This window comes from Streptomyces sp. 3MP-14, assembly GCF_006334905.2.
Classification (GTDB): Bacteria; Actinomycetota; Actinomycetes; order Streptomycetales; family Streptomycetaceae; genus Streptomyces; species Streptomyces triticirhizae.
This window is the reverse complement of the sequence record NZ_VDLZ02000028.1, coordinates 11,789-29,408: the sequence shown is the minus strand read 5'-3', so window position 1 is coordinate 29,408 and position 17,620 is coordinate 11,789. Positions and strand designations below refer to the sequence as shown.

The 17,620-nt window shown below is 73.6% G+C and carries 14 protein-coding genes; 2 read left to right on the top strand and 12 right to left on the bottom strand.

Annotated features, from left to right (window positions below; translation table 11 throughout):
• Nucleotides 1–539 precede the first annotated feature (539 nt).
• The 6 genes from FH609_RS30365 to FH609_RS30340 all read right to left on the bottom strand — a co-directional run bounded on the left by FH609_RS30365 (nucleotide 540) and on the right by FH609_RS30340 (nucleotide 8,412).
• Nucleotides 540–1,181: a hypothetical protein gene (locus FH609_RS30365; protein WP_193318128.1), complete on the bottom strand. Its 642-nt coding sequence runs from the start codon at nucleotides 1,179–1,181 to the stop codon at nucleotides 540–542.
• On the bottom strand, nucleotides 1,166–2,200 hold the full coding sequence (locus FH609_RS31310) for a ParA family protein (RefSeq protein WP_226962065.1): 1,035 nt from the start codon (nucleotides 2,198–2,200) through the stop codon (nucleotides 1,166–1,168). The genes FH609_RS30365 and FH609_RS31310 overlap by 16 nt, the downstream gene beginning before the upstream one ends.
• A 493-nt stretch (nucleotides 2,201–2,693) precedes the next feature.
• Nucleotides 2,694–3,806: an alanine dehydrogenase gene (gene ald / locus FH609_RS30355; RefSeq protein WP_139675424.1), complete on the bottom strand. Its 1,113-nt coding sequence runs from the start codon at nucleotides 3,804–3,806 to the stop codon at nucleotides 2,694–2,696.
• Nucleotides 3,807–3,888: 82 nt separating this feature from the next.
• Nucleotides 3,889–6,012 carry a tetratricopeptide repeat protein gene (locus tag FH609_RS30350; protein ID WP_405379187.1) on the bottom strand — a complete coding sequence of 708 codons (2,124 nt, stop codon included), beginning with the start codon at nucleotides 6,010–6,012 and terminating at the stop codon, nucleotides 3,889–3,891.
• A 55-nt stretch (nucleotides 6,013–6,067) separates the two neighbouring features.
• Nucleotides 6,068–6,712 carry an NUDIX domain-containing protein gene (locus FH609_RS30345; RefSeq protein WP_139675427.1) on the bottom strand — a complete coding sequence of 215 codons (645 nt, stop codon included), beginning with the start codon at nucleotides 6,710–6,712 and terminating at the stop codon, nucleotides 6,068–6,070.
• 5 nt (nucleotides 6,713–6,717) lie between these two features.
• Complete coding sequence (locus FH609_RS30340) at nucleotides 6,718–8,412, bottom strand: CTP synthase (protein WP_139675429.1); 1,695 nt, start codon at nucleotides 8,410–8,412, stop codon at nucleotides 6,718–6,720.
• A gap of 341 nt (nucleotides 8,413–8,753) precedes the next feature.
• Here FH609_RS30340 and FH609_RS30335 point away from each other — a divergent pair, with 341 nt between their 5' ends.
• On the top strand, nucleotides 8,754–10,559 hold the full coding sequence (locus tag FH609_RS30335) for a glycoside hydrolase family 15 protein (RefSeq protein WP_139675431.1): 1,806 nt from the start codon (nucleotides 8,754–8,756) through the stop codon (nucleotides 10,557–10,559).
• 199 nt (nucleotides 10,560–10,758) lie between these two features.
• On the opposite strand, the gene FH609_RS30330 is transcribed toward FH609_RS30335, so the two are convergent.
• The 4 genes from FH609_RS30330 to FH609_RS30315 form a co-directional block, all read right to left on the bottom strand.
• The gene (locus FH609_RS30330) at nucleotides 10,759–11,358 is read right to left on the bottom strand and encodes an AAA domain-containing protein (protein WP_139675433.1); all 600 of its coding nucleotides are present in this window, start codon (nucleotides 11,356–11,358) and stop codon (nucleotides 10,759–10,761) included.
• 93 nt (nucleotides 11,359–11,451) lie between these two features.
• Complete coding sequence (locus FH609_RS30325) at nucleotides 11,452–11,673, bottom strand: hypothetical protein (protein ID WP_139675435.1); 222 nt, start codon at nucleotides 11,671–11,673, stop codon at nucleotides 11,452–11,454.
• Nucleotides 11,674–11,705: 32 nt separating this feature from the next.
• Nucleotides 11,706–12,281: a hypothetical protein gene (locus tag FH609_RS30320; RefSeq protein ID WP_139675437.1), complete on the bottom strand. Its 576-nt coding sequence runs from the start codon at nucleotides 12,279–12,281 to the stop codon at nucleotides 11,706–11,708.
• A 132-nt stretch (nucleotides 12,282–12,413) separates the two neighbouring features.
• A complete protein-coding gene (locus tag FH609_RS30315) occupies nucleotides 12,414–13,346 on the bottom strand; it encodes a glycoside hydrolase family 16 protein (protein ID WP_139675439.1) in 933 nt (310 codons plus the stop codon).
• Between the two features lie 270 nt (nucleotides 13,347–13,616).
• On the opposite strand from FH609_RS30315, the gene FH609_RS30310 reads away from it, so the two are divergent.
• Entirely contained in the window at nucleotides 13,617–14,639 is a 1,023-nt protein-coding gene (locus tag FH609_RS30310) for a LacI family DNA-binding transcriptional regulator (RefSeq protein ID WP_139675441.1), read from the top strand.
• A 793-nt stretch (nucleotides 14,640–15,432) separates the two neighbouring features.
• On the opposite strand, the gene FH609_RS30305 is transcribed toward FH609_RS30310, so the two are convergent.
• Nucleotides 15,433–16,005 (bottom strand): GNAT family N-acetyltransferase, encoded by a 573-nt coding sequence (locus tag FH609_RS30305; RefSeq protein WP_319789630.1) that lies wholly within the window; start codon nucleotides 16,003–16,005, stop codon nucleotides 15,433–15,435.
• 284 nt (nucleotides 16,006–16,289) lie between these two features.
• On the bottom strand, nucleotides 16,290–17,426 hold the full coding sequence (locus FH609_RS30300) for a glycosyltransferase family 4 protein (protein ID WP_139675443.1): 1,137 nt from the start codon (nucleotides 17,424–17,426) through the stop codon (nucleotides 16,290–16,292).
• Nucleotides 17,427–17,620: the final 194 nt, after the last annotated feature.

Here is a 17,620-nt window from a genome sequence, read left to right as displayed (position 1 = left end):
CGTCACGCGCATCACGCGCGTCGCGCGAGAAGGCGGATTCCGGCCCCGCCGCAGCGTCGTCGTCGGCGACCGCACGGCCAACGGCCGTCTCTCCGCCCGTTCCTCCGCCCGAATCGGTGACCGTGCCGGGCCGGCCCTCCGACCCCACGGCCGAGGGGCCGGGGGCACCTCCGCCTCGCGCGGCGCGTGAGCGGGCAGCGTCCCCCTCCTCGCCGGAGCCGGGCGCGGCAGCCGCCTCACCGCCGTTCTCGGGATCTCCGTCGAAAACCGCCGACGCACCCGGCGCCACCCCCGCAGCGCCACCACCGGAAGCGGCCGGTGCCGCCTGCGGCACCGCCGCGCCGCCGCCCTCCGCCCCACCGCCGGAGGCACCCGGCGGCACCGCCGCCTCGTTCCCGTTGCCCGCGCCAGCGTCTCCGCCCGCGCCAGCGTCCCCCTGGGGCCGGGGGCCCTGGCCCAGGGGGCGGCGGCGGTGGGTGGGCGGGGTCATCGCCGGGCAGGTTACTCCGCGCCGCCGTCGCGCATCGCGCGCCGCGCGGTCAGCGTCCGCGCAGGCGGCGCACCAAGATGCTGGCGTCGCCCCGGGATTCGAGGTCCGCGAGGACCACCGCGACCGCCTCGCGCACGATCCGGCCCCGGTCCACCGCGAGGCCGTGCTCGCCGCGCAGCACCAGCCGCGCGTGCTCCAGGTCCATCAACTCCTCGGCGGAGACATAGACGGTGATCTTCTCGTCGTGGCGTTCCCGGCCGCTGGGGCGTCGCCCGACGCCCCGCCCCTTGCGCTGCGGGGTCGCCGCCGCGCCGCCGCGCGCCGGGCCGGCGGCCTGGCCGGCCGGGGGAACGGTCGGCCGCCCCGTGCCGTCGCGCTTCGGCTGGCTCGGGACCTGGGGCTCCCGCCCCTCCCGCTCCCGCCCCTCGCGTTCCCGCGCCGACTTGCCCCGGGGTTCCCGGGCGGAGCGCCCGCGCGCGGCGCGCCCCTCCCGCGCGCCCTCGTCCGGGGTACCAGCGGCGCCGGCAGCGCCCGAGGCCGCCGGCTCGCCCGACTGCTCGGCGGGCGGCGCCGGTTGGGGCTCGGCCGCCCCGTTGTCCTGCGAGGTCGTGGGCGTTGACGGCTGGACGGCCGCCCCACCCGTGGTACGGAACAGTTCGTCGGCCGCCGGCAGGCTCACTCGGCGTGGCACCGGGCGAGCACCTCCCTGGCGAGCTGTCGATAGGCGGCGGCGCCCACCGAGTTGGAGGCGTAGGTGGTGATCGGCTCGCCCGCGACGGTGGTCTCGGGGAAGCGAACGGTGCGGCCGATGACGGTGTGGTACACGTTGTCGTCGAACGCCTCGACGACCCGGGCGAGCACCTCGCGGCTGTGCACCGTGCGCGAGTCGTACATGGTCGCCAGGATGCCGTCGAGCCGCAGCTCCGGGTTGAGCCGCTCCTGCACCTTCTCGATGGTCTCGGTGAGCAGGGCCACCCCGCGCAGCGCGAAGAACTCGCACTCCAGCGGCACGATCACCTTGTGCGCCGCGGTGAGCGCGTTCACGGTGAGCAGGCCGAGCGAGGGCTGGCAGTCGATGATGATGAAGTCGTAGTCGTTGAGCAGCGGTTGGAGGGCGCGCTGGAGGGTGGACTCCCGGGCGACCTCGCTGACCAGCTGCACCTCGGCCGCGGACAGGTCGATGTTGCTCGGCAGCAGGTCCATGCCGGCGACCGCCGTCTTGAGCAGCACCTCGTCGGGGGCCATGCCCCGCTCCATCAGCAGGTTGTAGATGGTGAGGTCGAGCTCCATCGGGTTGACCCCGAGGCCGACGGAGAGGGCGCCCTGCGGGTCGAAGTCGACCAGCAGCACCCGGCGTCCGTACTCGGCCAGCGCCGCGCCCAGGTTGATGGCGGAGGTCGTCTTGCCCACGCCGCCCTTCTGGTTGCACATGGCGATGACCTTCGCCGGGCCGCGTTCGGTGAGCGGTCCGGGGATGGGGAAGTACGGCAGGGGCCGGCCGGTGGGGCCGATCCGCTCCCGGCGCTGCCGGGCGGCGTCGGGCGCGATGGTGGCCGCGTATTCGGGGTCGGGCTCGTATTCCGCGTCCGGGTCGTAGAACTGCCCGTCGGGGAGGTCTTCGTAGTCGGGGAAACGGTCGGACTCGCCGGCCGTACGGTTGCCTGTGACGGCACTGGCCTCGTGGCCGTCCGTGCTCTGATGCGCTGTCATGCTCGGTTGGCTCTGGTGGGTTGCGAAGGTATGAACAGCGACGGAGCCGTTGCCCGTCGAATCCGAGGCGCTCTGACGCCGCTCCGGGACCCCTGGCTGTGCTCCCCTGGGAGTAATTATCGACTCATTCACAAGTCGTCTTACCTCCTTGGGGACCAGGAAACTTCTAGACAGAGTCAGCGTTGCACCATGCCGACGTTTGGCGACTCTATGGCGTGTCGGCGGTTCGCAGCAACACAATCCACCGGACCGGCACGGATGTGTCGGCCATCGAACAATCGCTTGTCAAGGCCCCATGCTTCGCGAGCCGGGGCATTGCGCCCGCGCCGAGGGCCCTAAACCGCGACGTGAGCGCGGAGTTGAGGGTGTGTCGGGCGCCGGCGACAAGCGCCCGAGTGGCTGAATCGACACGGTCGTCGAACGGACCGGTGTGACATTCCCGATGTTGACGCGGGGAGTTGACCCGCCGGCCGGCGCCGGCGGGGCGTTGGGCTCAGGCGAGCACCTCGGACGGTGCGGTGAAGGGCAGTTGGTGAGCCTCGGCGACCGGTTGGTGCACCACCTGGCCCTCGTGGGTGGCGAGCCCGGCGGCCAGCCCCGGGCTGGCGCGCAGCGCGGAACGCCAACCGTCGGTGGCGAGTTGGAGAACGTACGGCAGGGTCGCGTTGGTCAGCGCGTGCGTTGAGGTACTGGGCACGGCGCCGGGCATGTTGGCCACGCAGTAGAAGAGCGCGTCGTGCACGGGGAACGTCGGCTCGGCGTGGGTGGTGGGGCGGGAGTCGGCGAAGCATCCGCCCTGGTCGATCGCGATGTCGACAAGGACACTTCCCGGCCGCATCCGGGAGACCAGCTCGCCGCTGACCAGCTTGGGCGCGCGGGCGCCCGGCACCAGCACGGCGCCGATCACCAGGTCGGCGGCGAGCACCTCGCGCTCCAGGGCGAACGCGGTGGAGGTGACGGTGCGCACCCGGGTGCCGAACGCGCGGTCCATGGCGCGGAGCTTGTCGGTGTCCTTGTCGAGGACGGTGACCTGGAAGCCGAGCCCGACCGCGATCTGGGTGGCGTTCCATCCCGCGACGCCGGCGCCGATCACCACGGCGTGCCCGGCAGGGCTGCCGGGCACGCCGCCGGGCAGCACGCCCCGGCCGCCGGAGGGGCGCATCAGGTGGTAGGCGCCGACCTGGGGCGCCAGCCGCCCGGCGACCTCGGACATCGGGGCGAGCAGCGGCAGGGCGCCCCGCGCCTCGACGGTCTCGTAGGCGATGGCGGTGGTCCCGGCGGCCAGCAGCGCCTCGGTGCAGGCGCGGGAGGCGGCGAGGTGGAGGTAGGTGAAGAGCGTCAGGTCCTTGCGGAGCCGGTGGTACTCCTCGGCGACGGGCTCCTTGACCTTCAGCAGCAGGTCGGCCTCGGCCCAGACCTGGTCGGCCTCGGGCAGCACGGTGGCGCCGGCCGCGAGGTACTCGTCGTCGGGGATGGCGGAGCCGAGGCCGGCGCCGCTCTCCAGGAAGACCCGGTGGCCGCCGCTGACGAGCTCGTGCACTCCGGCCGGGGTGATGGCCACGCGGAACTCGTTGTTCTTGACCTCGCGGGGGATGCCAACCTTCATGTCGATCACGGTCCTTGTGTCGCGAAGGGGGTGCTACCGCCATTTTAAGTAAGGAGAGAACGTTGTCCAGCCTTGCTTTCAGTCAATCATGGCGAGGCTTCGGCTGCGTTTCACAAGTGTTTCCCTCTGTAGGGACAGAGGAATCATCCGGTTCCCCGCCTCGTGGCGGCTCGGCCGGACGGGTGTCGGCGAGCAGCTGCTCGGCGACCGCGCGGTGCACGGCGGCGGTCTCCGCGCGGCCCAGCCGGTCGGCCGCGTCCGCCAGCCGCAGCCGCAGCGCGGCCTGGAGCCGCTGGTCTCCGGTGCCGGCCGCCAGCCGCAGCGCCTCCCGGCCGGTGCGCTCGGACTCCTCGTACTGACCGGCGTACTCCAGCACCCGCGCGGCCTCGGTCAGCGAACGGGCGTAGGCGTGCGCGTCGCCGCGCCTGCGGTGCGCCGAGGCCGCCGCCCGCCACGCGCGCAGCGCCTCCTCCAACTGCCCGTCGTAGGAGAGGACCGCGCCGATCCGGCCCTGGAGCCTGGCCTCGGCGGCCAGGTCGTCCCGGGTCTGGGCCAGGGCAACGGCCCGGCCGTACCAGTCGGCGGCGCGCTGCCAGTCGTTCAGCTCGGCGTAGGTGCCGCCGATGGACTCCAGGGTGCGGCCGACGGCCAGCGGGTCGGCCGCGTCGCCCTCCGCGCGGGCGACCTCCAGGGCGGCCCGGTAGCGGGCCAGCGCCTCCGCGAGCCGGCCGGTGCGCGCGTCCAGGTCGCCGAGGTTGAGCAGCGCCGCCGCGTGCTCCCTGGTGAGGCCCTGGCGCTGGGCCACGCCCAACACCAGCTCGTGCAGCCGGTACAGCTCGGGCGCCGCGTCGTCGGCGCCCCGGTGGGCGATCAGCGCCCGGGTCAGCGCGGCGACCAGCCGCCGGGCCAGGGTGTCCAACTCCCCGTCGGAGACGGCCAGTCGGGCCGCCGCCAGCAGCGCGGGCAGCCGGGCGGCCAGCCAGTCGGCGGCGGCCCGGGCGCTCTCGAAGCGCAGGGAACGGGGCAGCCCGGCGAGCCAGCGGGCGGCCGGCGAGCCGGGCGGCTCGGTGGCGGCCAGGCAGGCGCGCAGCTGCCGCACCGTGCGCTCCAGCATCCGCGCCCGCGCCAACAGCGCCTCCCCGGGGCGCTCGTGGGCGCGCAGCAGCGCGGCCAGCAGCGGCGCCAGGCAGCCGGGCACCCGGTACTGCGGCCCGGTGCGGGGCGCGGGAGACGCGGGGGACGTGGGAACGGGGTGGAGCAGGCCGAAGGCGGCGAAGTCGGCGAGCAGGGCGCGGCCCACGCCGATCGGGGCGCCGGCCAGGGCGGCGGCGACATGGTCGTCGACCAGGCCCTCGGGCGCCAGCGCCAGCAGCCGCAGCAGCCGGGCGGCCGGCGTCGGCAGCGCCGCGTGCACCAGCCCGAAGGCGCGGTGCAGCGGCAGGTCGGCGGGGTCGAGCGGCTGGCTGTCGGGCAGCGGCAGGTGGTCGGCGGCGGTGGCGATCCTGCGGACCGCGTCGACCAGGGTGTGGTCGGGGTGGAACGCGAGCCAGCCGGCCGTGAGCCGGAGGGCGGCCGGCAGGTCGGCGCAGATCTCGGCGAGGCTGTCGGCGGCGCCCGGGTCGACGGTGACCCGCACCGGGCCGGCGCCGCGCTCCAACATCCGCACGGCGCTGGGCCGGTCGAGGCCGCCCAGCACGCAGGGCCGGACGTCGGGGACGCCGGTGAGCGGCCCGCCGGCGACGGCCACCACCAGGCAGGCGCGGTGGTCGGGCACCAGCTCGGCGAGCTGCTCGGCGTCGGCCACGTCGTCCAGCACGAGCACGGCGGCCCGCCCGTCGAGGGACTCCGTCAGCAGGTCGGACAGCTCGGCGTCGCTGCCCCCGGCCGGGGCGGCGACGCCGAGCTGGGCGAGCAGTTCGCGGGCGACGCGTTCGACGGCGACGGGCTCGCCGCCCGGCTCGGTCAGCCGCGCGCCGAGCACCCCGTCCGGGTACTCGCCCGAGGCGGCCAGTTCGGCGGCGAACGCCTCGGCCAGCGCGGTCCTGCCGGTGCCGGGGCGGCCGGCGACGAGCAGCACCCGGCCCCGGGGCGCCGGGCGGCCGGCCAGGGTGTCCAGGCCGGCGCGCTCCGTCTCGGAGCGCAGGCTCGCCAGCTCGCGGCGGCGGCCGAGAAAGTCCCCGCCGTCGGTGACCGTCTGTTCCGTCACATCCGTCACGGGGTGAGCGTATGCCAAGGCCCCCGGGGCGCTGGGTCAGGACACGTCAGCTCGCGAACGGCCGGGCCGGCCACGGTGCGTCCGCCGGCCGCAGGGCCTCCGGGCCCTCGCCGGCGAGGGCCGCCTGGTAGGCGAGGACGCCCAACGCGAGGCAGGTGTTGTGCAGCCGGCCGGCGAGCACGCCGCGCGCCAGCTCGGCCACCGGCACCCGGGCGATCCGCATGTCCGCCTCCTCAGCGAACACCTCGTACCGCTCCCCCTCGGCCTCCGACAGCTCCCTGGCGAGGAAGACCCGCACCGCCTCGTCGCTGCCGCCCGGGGTGGTGTAGACGTCGGTCAACACCCGCCAGTTCTCGGCCTTGACGTGCGCCTCCTCGTACAGCTCGCGCTGGGCGGCGTGCAGCGGGTTCTCGCCGGGGACGTCGAGCAGGCCCGCCGGGATCTCCCAGAGCTTGTGCCGCACCGGATGCCGGTACTGCTCGATCACGACGGCCCGCTCCCGTTCGTCGAGGGCGAGCACGGCGACGGAGCCGGGGTGCACCTGGTAGTCGCGGTGCACCCGGCTGCCGTCGGGGAGTTGGATCTCGTCGGTGCGGACGCTGGTCTTGTTGCCGGTGAACGGGGTGTCGGTCGCGGTCACGGGCCACTGCGTCGGGGAGTCGACGAGCGGCGCCGGGGACTGTTCGGTCATGCCCCTCAGTCTCCCCCGGCCGCCGAGGCCACGTCCGCGCCGTCCGCCGCGACCCTGGCCCGGACCGCCGCGCCGACCAGGCCGGCGAAGAGCGGGTGCGGCCTGGTGGGTCGGGAGCGCAGCTCGGGGTGGGCCTGGGTGGCGACCAGGTACGGGTGCGCCTCGCGCGGGTACTCCACGAACTCGACCAGCTTGTTGTCCGGGGAGGTGCCGGAGAAGACGAGGCCGGCCTTCTTCTCCAACTCGGAGCGGTAGGCGTTGTTCACCTCGTACCGGTGCCGGTGGCGCTCCTCGACGTAGGGCTCGCCGCCGTAGGTCTCGCGGACGATGGAGCCCTCGGCGAGCTTGGCCGGGTAGAGGCCGAGCCGCATGGTGCCGCCCAGGTCGCCCTCGCCGGCGACGATGTCCAGCTGCTCCTCCATGGTGGAGATCACCGGGTGCGCGACGGCCTTGTCGAACTCCGTCGAGTTGGCCCCGGGGATGCCCAGCAGGCTGCGGGCCGCCTCGATCACCACGCACTGGAGGCCGAGACAGAGGCCGAGGAGCGGCACCCGGTGCTCGCGGGCGTAGGTGATAGCGGCGATCTTGCCCTCGACGCCGCGCTCGCCGAAGCCGCCGGGGATGCAGATGGCGTCGCAGTCGGACAGCTGCCGCTCGGCGCCGCCGGGCACCCGGCAGTCGTCGGAGGTGACCCACTTGATGGTGACCCGCGCGTTGTTGGCGAAGCCGCCGGCGCGCAGCGCCTCGGTCACCGAGAGGTAGGCGTCGGGCAGGTCGATGTACTTGCCGACCAGGGCGACGGTCACCTCGTGCTCGGGGTGGTGGACGCGGCGCAGCAGGTCGTTCCACTGGGTCCAGTCCACGTCCCGGAACGGCAGGTCCATGCGGCGCACCACATAGGCGTCCAGGCCGCCGGCGTGCAGCACGGGCGGGATGTCGTAGATGGACTTGGCGTCGATCGCCGCCACCACGGCGGCCTCCTCGACGTCGCACATCAGCGAGATCTTGCGCTTGATGGCGGTCGGCACCTCGCGGTCGGCGCGCAGCACGATGGCGTCCGGCTGGATGCCGATGCTGCGCAGCGCGGTGACCGAGTGCTGGGTCGGCTTGGTCTTCAGCTCGCCGGAGGGGCCGATGTACGGCAGCAGCGAGATGTGCACCACGAACACGTTGTCCCGGCCGACCTCGTGCCGCACCTGGCGGACCGCCTCCAGGAACGGCAGCGACTCGATGTCGCCGACGGTGCCGCCGACCTCGGTGATCACCACGTCCACGTCGTCGGTCGCCATCCGCCGGATGCGGTGCTTGATCTCGTTGGTGATGTGCGGGATCACCTGCACCGTGTCGCCGAGGTACTCGCCGCGCCGCTCCTTGGCGATCACGGTGGAGTAGATCTGCCCGGTGGTGACGTTGGCGCTGCCGTCGAGGTCGACGTCGAGGAAGCGTTCGTAGTGCCCGATGTCCAGGTCGGTCTCGGCGCCGTCGTTGGTGACGAACACCTCGCCGTGCTGGAACGGGTTCATCGTTCCCGGGTCGACGTTGAGGTAGGGGTCCAGCTTCTGCATCGTGACGCGCAGGCCGCGCGCCTTGAGGAGGGCTCCGAGGCTGGAAGCGGTGAGCCCCTTGCCCAGCGAGGAGGCGACCCCGCCGGTGACGAAGATGAACTTGGTCGTCTTGGTCGTCATGGAACTGGGCGGCATGGCCAAATCGGGGCTCCCGTGGTCGTGAGGTCGGATGCCGGACGGCCCCCGGCGGGCTGTTGCCTGGGGTGCCGTCGGAGAGTGTTCGAAGGTTTTCGGTGCCTCCGGTCCACGGGCCACCAGGGTAACAGCGAAGGTGGGGCACAAAGCGCCCAAGGGGTCCCCAGCTCAGCCTTTCGACATTTACCGACTAATGCGAACAAGGGTGCCTCGCCCTACGAACGGTATCCCCAGGTGTCCAGCGGATGCTGCCCGCGCGTCGTATCCTGCCTGGACGCCGGAATGGGCGAGGAAATTCCGCACGTCCCACGGGGGGCGGCGCTGTTCGACTGGAGTGGCAAGTGGCCGGGCGCATCGAGGACTACGCACTGGTCGGCGACATGCAGACCGCCGCCCTCATCTGCCGTGACGGCACCGCCGACTGGCTGTGTCTGCCACGGTTCGACTCCCATGCCGTCTTCGCGGGGCTGCTGGGCACCGACGAGCACGGTTTCTGGCGGATCGGGCCGGCGCACGGCAGGGACATGCCCTCGCCGCCGGCCAACCGCCGACGCTATGTGGGGGACTCGCTGATCCTGGAGTCCGAGTGGGACACCCCCAGGGGCACCGTCCGCGTGACGGACTTCATGCCGCCGCGCGGCGAGATGGCGCCCCAGCTGGTGCGGATCGTGGAGGGCGTCAGCGGCCGGGTGCCGATGCGCTCCTCGCTGCGGATGCGGTTCTCCTACGGCTGGGTGACGCCCTGGGTGCACAAGGTGGACGACCGGACGGTCGCCGTCTCCGGGCCCGACTCGGTCTGGCTGGACACCACGGCCGACACCTACGGCAAGGACCTGACGACCTACTCCGACTTCACGGTCGCCGCCGGGGACCGGGTGGCGTTCACCATCAGCTGGCAGCCCTCGCACAAGGAGCCGCCGCCGGTCGCGACGCCGGAGGAGGCGCTGGCCGCGACCGAGACGTTCTGGAGCGACTGGGTCGCCCAGTGCACCTACCACGGGCCCTACCGCGAGGCCGTGGTGCGTTCGTTGATCACGCTCAAGGCGCTGACCTACGCCCCGACCGGTGCCGTGGTGGCCGCGCCCACCACCTCGCTGCCCGAGGAGATCGGCGGCTCGCGGAACTGGGACTACCGCTTCACCTGGCTGCGGGACGCGGCCATGACCCTCTCCTCGCTGCTGCGCACCGGCTACCACGAGGAGGCCAGGGCGTGGCGCGAGTGGCTGCTGCGCGCGGTCGCCGGCGACCCGGAGAACCTCCAGATCATGTACGGCATCGCCGGCGAACGTGAGCTGGCCGAGGCCGAGTTGAGCTGGCTGCCCGGCTACGAGAACTCGCAGCCGGTGCGGGTCGGCAACGGCGCGGCAGGACAGCTCCAGCTCGACGTCTACGGCGAGGTCACCGAGGCGCTGCACCTGGCCCACATGACCGGGCTGTCCCGCAACGACCACGCCAACCTGCTCCAGCTCAAGCTCATCAGCTACCTGGAGGACCACTGGGACGAGCCGGACGAGGGCATCTGGGAGGTGCGCGGGCCGCGCCGGCACTTCGTTCACTCGAAGGTGATGACCTGGGTCGCGGTCGACCGCACCGTCAAGCTGATCGAGTCCGGCGAGGTGGACGGGCCGCTGGAGCGCTGGCGCGACCTGCGGGACGAGATCCACCGGGCGGTGTGCGAGCACGGCTATGACGCGGAGCGCAACACCTTCACCCAGTCCTACGGCTCCAGGGAGCTGGACGCCTCGCTGCTGCTGATCCCGCAGATGGGCTTCCTGCCGCCGGACGACAAGCGGGTGATAGGCACCATCGAGGCGATCCAGCGGGAGCTGTCCACGCTGGACGGGTTCATCCTCCGCTACCCGACCGCCGGCGACCAGGCGGGCGTCGACGGCCTGGAGGGGGACGAGGGCGCGTTCCTGGCCTGCTCGTTCTGGCTGGCCGACGACCTGGCGATGATCGGCCGGGTCGACGAGGCCCGCAAGCTCTTCGAGAAGCTGCTGGCGCTGCGGAACGACCTCGGGCTGCTGGCCGAGGAGTGGGACCCGCGCCGGATGCGGCAGGTGGGGAACTTCCCGCAGGCGTTCAGCCATGTCCCGCTGATCGACACCGCGCTGCGGCTGACGGCCTCGGGCGCGTTCGGGGGCTGAGGGAGCGGGTACGCGTGCCGCCGGTTCGGCGGCACGCGGCCGGACATGGTCGTCACGGCGGCCAGGGGTAGGCGGGAAGGGCTTCGGCGAGGTCGGCGAAGTAGCGCTGTTCGCGCCAGGCGTCCCGGTCGCCGACGACGAACAGGCGGCGTTTGGCCCGGCTGACGGCGACATTGAGCAGGTTGGGCCGTGAGGCCGCCTATGCGCGGGCGCCGGAACCGCGAGGATCGCTGCCCAACACCAGGATCACCACGTCCGCCTCCCTGCCCTGAGCGGTGTGGATGGTGCCCACGCGGGCCTCGTCCATCAGCTCGCGGCAGATCCGCCGAGCACCACGGACCACGGCGCGGAAGGGACTGATCACATACACGTCCCGGTCGAGATCGACGCCGGCCGCCACGAACCTCTCCAGGACACGCCCCAACGCACGGCCCTCCTCGGGAATCCAGTGCCCCTCCGCCTCACGCGCCGTCACATGCACCCAGGAACTCCGGGGCCGATAGCGGTATTCGCCCCGCTCGGGCGTGCCGTGGACCATGAGGCCGTCATAGGCGATGGTGTTGCTCACGGAGAACATCGGGTTCTCGCAACGCCGGTGGACCCGCAGCGGGCTGCCGACCCACACCTTCTCCTGCCCGTCGGGCAGTTCGGCCGGGAGCCAGGTGCCGTAGCGGTTGGTCCGATCGGCGAGTCGCTGGACCGAGGCGCGGCTGGGCGCCCACTCCGGGGCCACGCCGAACTCGTCGCCCAGGGCCCGCTGCGCGGTCCAGGGCAGCAGGACAATGGGCTCGACTTGCAACGGGTCGCCGACCACCACGGTGCGCGCGGCGCGCCAGATGAGTCCCGGGCGTCCGGCGTGGTGCTCGTGGCGGTCCTGTCGCGCCTGTCGCAGTCACTCCTCCGCCCGACCGAGGACGGTCTCCGCACCCGTGAGCGCGTCGCGTGCGGACGTCACGCGCCTGGCGGTCTCGTCGACGGCACGTCGCGCCCGGTGCAACGCCTTCTCGGCCTGCGGGCGTTGTCTCAGCGCGGCTGCGGCGGCCTCGCGGTCGGCCCGCAGGCGCTCGACATCGTCGAGCGCCTTCCGGAACCGCTCGGTAGCCTGCCGCCACACGCCACTCTGCGAAGTCTCCCGCCACTTCCGCATCAGGTGGGCCACGCCCCGTTCGCTGTCGAGCCAGGCGTCACGGCGTGGCCTGGGCCGTCCCGGCGGTGGGGGCGGCGCCCCCTCATCCCTGATCCGGTACTTGCCGTGCCAGAGTCGATGAGGGCGAGCGGATGGGCCGGCTCGGCGGGCCACCTGCCGAGCGGAGCACCGGACGGGACCACCGCATCCAGAACCTCCGCCGGCTCGCCGCGCAGATCGACCCGCCAGGCGGAGTTCACCTCCTCCGACGGCGTGAGGTAGGCGGCCAGTCCCGCGCCGGGCTGCCGCCAGCGGAGCACGCCGGCCACCCGGCCCAGGTCGGCGGCGAAGAAGCTGTTCAGAAAGTCCTGCGGGTCGGCGTCGTCGTCCTGGCGCACCCGTACCGCGCTGCTGCGAACCCGCAAGCCGCCCGGCGCCAGGGCACGTTCGAGCCCCCAGGCCACGGTCAGGTCATGGACGAAGCCGAGCAGGTCCTTTGACCCCGATCCGCCGCGCGACGGCGGTGCCACCGCCAGACGCGACGCCTGCCCGATGTCGCCGCGCGTCCGGCATGTCGCCGCCCCCGATTTCACCACGTCGTACGAGTCGGTAACGCACCCTACGCACCGGGTCGGGCACCCGGGAAGTCGCGGTCAACGTGTGGTGACGGGACCGTCCGTTCGCCGCTGTCGGTTCCGGCGGTGACACGGACGGCCCCGCGTTCGTTGTCAGCCGGTCTGTTCGACGGAGACGTAGTCGATCAGATAGGAGTGGCCCGGCTCGGTCGCCGGGGTCGGGGTGGCCTGGCCGGCGACCCCGTCCGGGAACGCGCCGCCCATGGCCAGGTTGAGCAGCACGAAGTGGCCGTGGTCGGTGGCGGCGGCCCAGGTCGCCGCGTCCATGTCGGCGGAGCTGACGGAGTGGTACTCGTTGCCGTCGAGGTACCAGCGCAGGTACTCGGTCTCGCCGGTGCGGTCCAACTCCAGTGCGTAGGTGTGGAACTGGGTGCCGCAGCTGTCGCACGGCGTGGTCGCGCCCCGGCCCTGGGTCTCGTTGCAGGGGCCGCCCGGGTTGACGCCGCAGTGCAGCACGCCCCAGATCTGCGGGGCGCCGTTGACGTTCTCCATGATGTCGAACTCGCCGACGCCGGGCCAGTTCCAGTAGTTGCCCCGGTACTCGCCGCCCAGGGTCCAGAACGCCGGCCAGTAGCCGAGGGCCGCCTCGCCGGAGACGTTGGGGAGCTGGAGCCCGGCCTCGATGCGCAGCACCCCGCCGTCGGGGGCGGCGAAGTCGGTGCGCTGGGTCTCGATCCGGCCCGAGGTCCAGGTGTCGCCGTCGCGCAGCGCGGTGATCTTCAGATGGCCCTCGCCGTCGAGGCTGATGTTCTCGGGCCGGTCGGTGTAGGTCTGGCGTTCGCCGGTGCCCCAGTTGGGCGGGCCGCCGGGGTAGCCGGTGCCGGTGTCGATGATCCAGTCGGCGCCGGGCGGGCTGCCGGCCGGGCCGTCGAAGTCGGCGCGGAAGACCTCGACCAGGGGCGCGGGGTCGGCCTCGGCCTCCTGCGCGCCGGCCGAGGGCAGGGAGACGGTGACGAGCGCCGCGAGCGCGGCGCCCATGGCGACCAGCGCCGCCAGCGGCCCGCGCCGCATCTTTCTCCTGTTCATGACAATTCACTCCCGTGGGGTGGAGCTTCGGTGTGGATGTTTTCCGTGTCGATGTCGCTGTGGATGTCGCTTGTGGGGGTGGGCACTTCGGCGCCTCCGGAAGGTGCTCCCGAGGGGCCTCCCTGAGGTGCGTCCGAAGCGGCTGAACGACGGCTGAACGTCCCTCACCTCGCGTCCCAGCAAGTGTGAGAGCGCTCTCATGCCGTGCCCCTGCACACTGTCGCCGCTTGCCTGTACCGTCAAGGGGCAACGAGACAAGAGGATGTGAAGGTGTCCGCTGCCCACCCCACACTGGAGGCCGTGGCCGCCCACGCCGGGGTCTCCCGGGCGACCGTTTCGCGGGTCGTCAACGGCACGCCGGGGGTCCGCCCGGAGCTTCGGGAGAAGGTCAAGCGCTCGGTCGCCGAACTAGGTTACGTGCCCAACAGCGCGGCCCGTTCCCTGGTCACCCGCCGCACCGGGGCCGTCGCCGTGGTGATCGCCGAGCCGGAGACCCGGGTCTTCGCCGACCCGTTCTTCGCCCGCCAACTGCGGGGCATCAGCCGGGAGTTGTCGGCCAACGACCTGCAACTGCTGCTGATGCTGGTGGAGGACGAGGCGGACTACCAGCGGGTCGGGCGCTATCTGGCCGGCGGCCATGTGGACGGCACGCTGATGTTCTCCCTGCACGTCAACGACCCGCTGCGCGGCATCGCCGCCGCCTCCGGGCTGCCCACCGTCTTCGGCGGCCGCCCCTGGTGGCCGGGGTGGGAGGACGACGCCTCGCTGGTCTATGTGGACACCGACAACCGCGACGGCGCCCGGCAGGCCGTCCGCCACCTGGTGGAGCGCGGCCACCGCAGGATCGCGGTCATCACGGGCCCGCTCGACCAGACCTCGGCCGTGGACCGACTGGCCGGCTACTGCGACGTGTTGGACGTTCCCGAACCGGACCCGGCGCTCCACGCGCACGGCGACTTCACGGTGGACGGCGGCGCCCGCGCGATGGCCGAGCTGCTGGACCGCTCCCCCGCGCCCGACGCCGTCTTCGCCGGCAACGACCTGATGGCCACCGGGGCGCTGCGCACGCTGCGCGCCCGGGGCCTCGGGGTGCCCGACGACGTGGCGGTCGTCGGCTACGACGACCTGGACCCCGCCGCCTGGTCCGACCCGCCGCTGACCACGGTCCGGCAGGACATCGTGCGGATGGGCGAGATCATGGCGCGGATGCTGCTGGAGGACCTCAACGAGCCGGAGCCGAAGGCCCGTTCGGTCATCATTCCGACGGAGCTGGTGGTGCGCGCCTCGGCGTGACGGGGTGACGGCGTGACGGCGTGCGGGGTTGTTGGGGTGGGTGCGGGTGGTGGGTGGCGGGGTTTGTCTGCGGGCCGGTGGCCGGTGCGGGGCAGCCCGACTAGTCGTTTGTTGGTCAACGAGGCTCGTTGCGAGGGTTGGGGCTCTGGCGCGGGCTACGACGCCGGGCCTAGATGGCGCACGATCGGCCGGGTGCGGGCGTAACGAATACCGGCAGGAGGCTGGCTGGGAAGGGGGCGCGGCTTCCGGGAGGTGGAGTTCGTTGCCGCCGGGCGTTGTGGGTGATGGCGACCGTGCCCCACGGGCGCAGGGACCGCGCCGAGTTCGAGGGCCGGCCGGCGGCTGGGGGCGTGCGTAGCGCGCACCGGCTTCGCCGGCCTGCCCCGGCATGTCGCCCGTCTCGGACGTGACCGATCGTCGGACGACTCGCGGGGCCGGTGCCGGTTGTTCTGACCAGCCGGCGGTGGGTGAGATGTCCGGTCAACGACCACGCTACCGCGCGAACATCGCCTGCCGTCTTGGTAGTCCGCGCGCCGCCGACTTCCGAAGGCGGGCGCGCCAGGGGTGGGGGGACCTTTTTTCTAGGTGCCCGTCTGGAAGTGAACAGATCGTTCAACGACCCAGACTCACACGGTCCACCCGGCAGACCGGGGTGTCCCGTTCGGACCTCTCGTGAAGCCGAACGAGACGGCCCAGCCCCACGGGCGCGCGGCCGAGACAGTCGTCAAGCAAGGGCCCGGAGCCCCCGGCCGCCGGGCCGGGGGCTCCCGCCGGGGAGCCCGGTGGTCGGCGGCTAGCCGATCCCGGGGGCCGGCCGCGTCGTCGAGAAGTGGGCCACGGTCCCGTCGTCGCCCGTGCGCCGCAGCCCCGCCTTGAGCAGGACCCGCAGCGACGCCGGGTTGGTCAACTCCGCGCTCGCCCGCACCTCCCGCACCCCGGGCGCGGCCAGCGCGAACGCGACGAGCGCGCGGGCCGCCTCCGTGGCGACCCCGCGCCCCCGGCGCGAGGGCACCACGCCGTAGCCGAACTCGACGGCGCCGTCCATCGGCGGCCAGCCGAAGCCGATCGAGCCAACGACCAGACCGGTGGTGCGTTCGACGATCTGTCGGTGGCCGAACGGGTCGACCGTCGGCGCCTGTTCGGCCAGGAGACCGGCGATGACGCGGTCGCCGTCGGCGGGGAAGTCGTCCGCCCAGTGCGGCGCCCGCAGGTCGCCGCCGACGGCGGCCAGTTCGGTGTCGGTCCAGGGGCGCAACAGCAGGCGCTCGGTGGACAGTTCGGCCCCGGTCGCGGGAGCCGGGGAAGCCGGGGAGGCCGAAGCGTTCGGAAGGGGCTCGGGGATCGGCTCGGGGAAGGATCTGGTCACGGTGGAACTCCAGGTCGGAACGAGGAAACCCGGACCGCGCGGCGTGCGACGCGACGTCGGCCTGCGCGACGTCAGTCGGCGGCGGCGGTCCGGAAGTGGGCAGCGCGAGACGCGGCCTGGCAGGCCATACCCATCAACCTCCCCGTTCCCTTCGTCTCCCGCCCTCGGCGGAAACCACCAACCAGCGGCCCCGGCCACCAACCGGCGGCCCGGCCGGAGGCCACTCCGCGACCCCGGCCGCCGGGCCGGGGAGCCCCGCGCCCAGCCCAAGCCCCCGGCAGGGCTCAGCGACTCGCGGTCAGCTCATCGTAGACGCTCAACACCTGCGCCACGGTGGTGTCCTCGGTCGGCCACCGCCGCGCCTGCGCCGGCCCGGCGACGGCCAGCGCCGCGCGCCGGTCCGGGTCGTCCAACAGCGCGTTGACCGCCGAGCCCAGCGCCGCCGGCTTGCCGTAGGGCACCAACACGCCGGCGTCGCCGACCACTTCGGGCACCCCACCGACGGCCGTGGCCACCAGCGGAACGCCGCGCCGCAGCGCCTCGTCCACCAGCGGCGGCCGCCCAGCCCAGCGGGCGACGAGCAGGGCCAGGTCGGCGATCGGCAGCAGCTCGGCCGGGTCCTCGCCGGGGGCCAGCAGCCGCACCGGAAGCCGGCCGCGTTCGATCCTGCGCAGCAGCGCGCGGTCCCGCCCGTCGGCGGCGAGCGCCAGCAGCGGCTGCGGGACCCGGTCGCGCCAGTAGCGGGCGGCGTTCAACAGCAGGTCGAGCCCGGGATCGCGGCCCGGGTCGCGGGCGGGGCGGGTGGCGGCCACCAGCAGCGGGCGGTCCAGGGCGCCGAGGTCGGCGCGGAGCTTGGTGCGGTGCGCCTCGGCCATGCGGTCGGCGTGCGCGGAACGGCGGGGCGCGGGCAGCGCGACGGGCGCCAACCGCGCGTCGCGCGCGCCCCGTTGGCGCGCCCGCTGCACCAGGTCGGAGGTGGCGCCGAGCACCACGGTCGCGGCCCTGGCCACCAACCGCTCGGTGAGCGGCCGCAGTTGGGCGGCGGGGCCGGTCGCGGTCGAGCGGGCGTGCCAGGAGACCACGAGGGGAACGGAGCGCCCGCGCAGGGCCAGGGTGGCCAGCAGTCCCGCGCGTATGCCGTGCGCGTGCACGAGGTCGGCGTCGGCGCAGGCCAGCCGCAGCAGCCGCACGGCGGCGAGGGTCGCGTCCACGGGCAGCGGAACGAAGCGGGCGCCGGCCGAGGCGAAGCCGTAGCGGCGCTCGGCGGAGCCGGCCGCGCCGACGGTGACCGCCAGGCCCCGGGCGGCCAACCCGGCGGAGAGGGAACGGACATGGGCCCCGGTGCCCACGCCGCCGCCACCCAGGAGCTGCACCACGTGCAGGGGCGCACGTCGGCGCGGGGTGGGGGGCGTGCTGCTCACGGCGACCTCTCGTTGGCTGGACCTGCGGTGACGACGCCGCTGGGCCTCGTCGCTGCCGCCGGCGGCCGGGCCGCCGACACCCCAGCGTACGTCGTCGCGCACAGCAACCTTCCGTTCGCTGGGAGTGGCAACGGGCTCCAGGATGCCAGCCCGCCCCCGGATCGCGGTAGCACCGGCCACCCGCACGGCCCAGC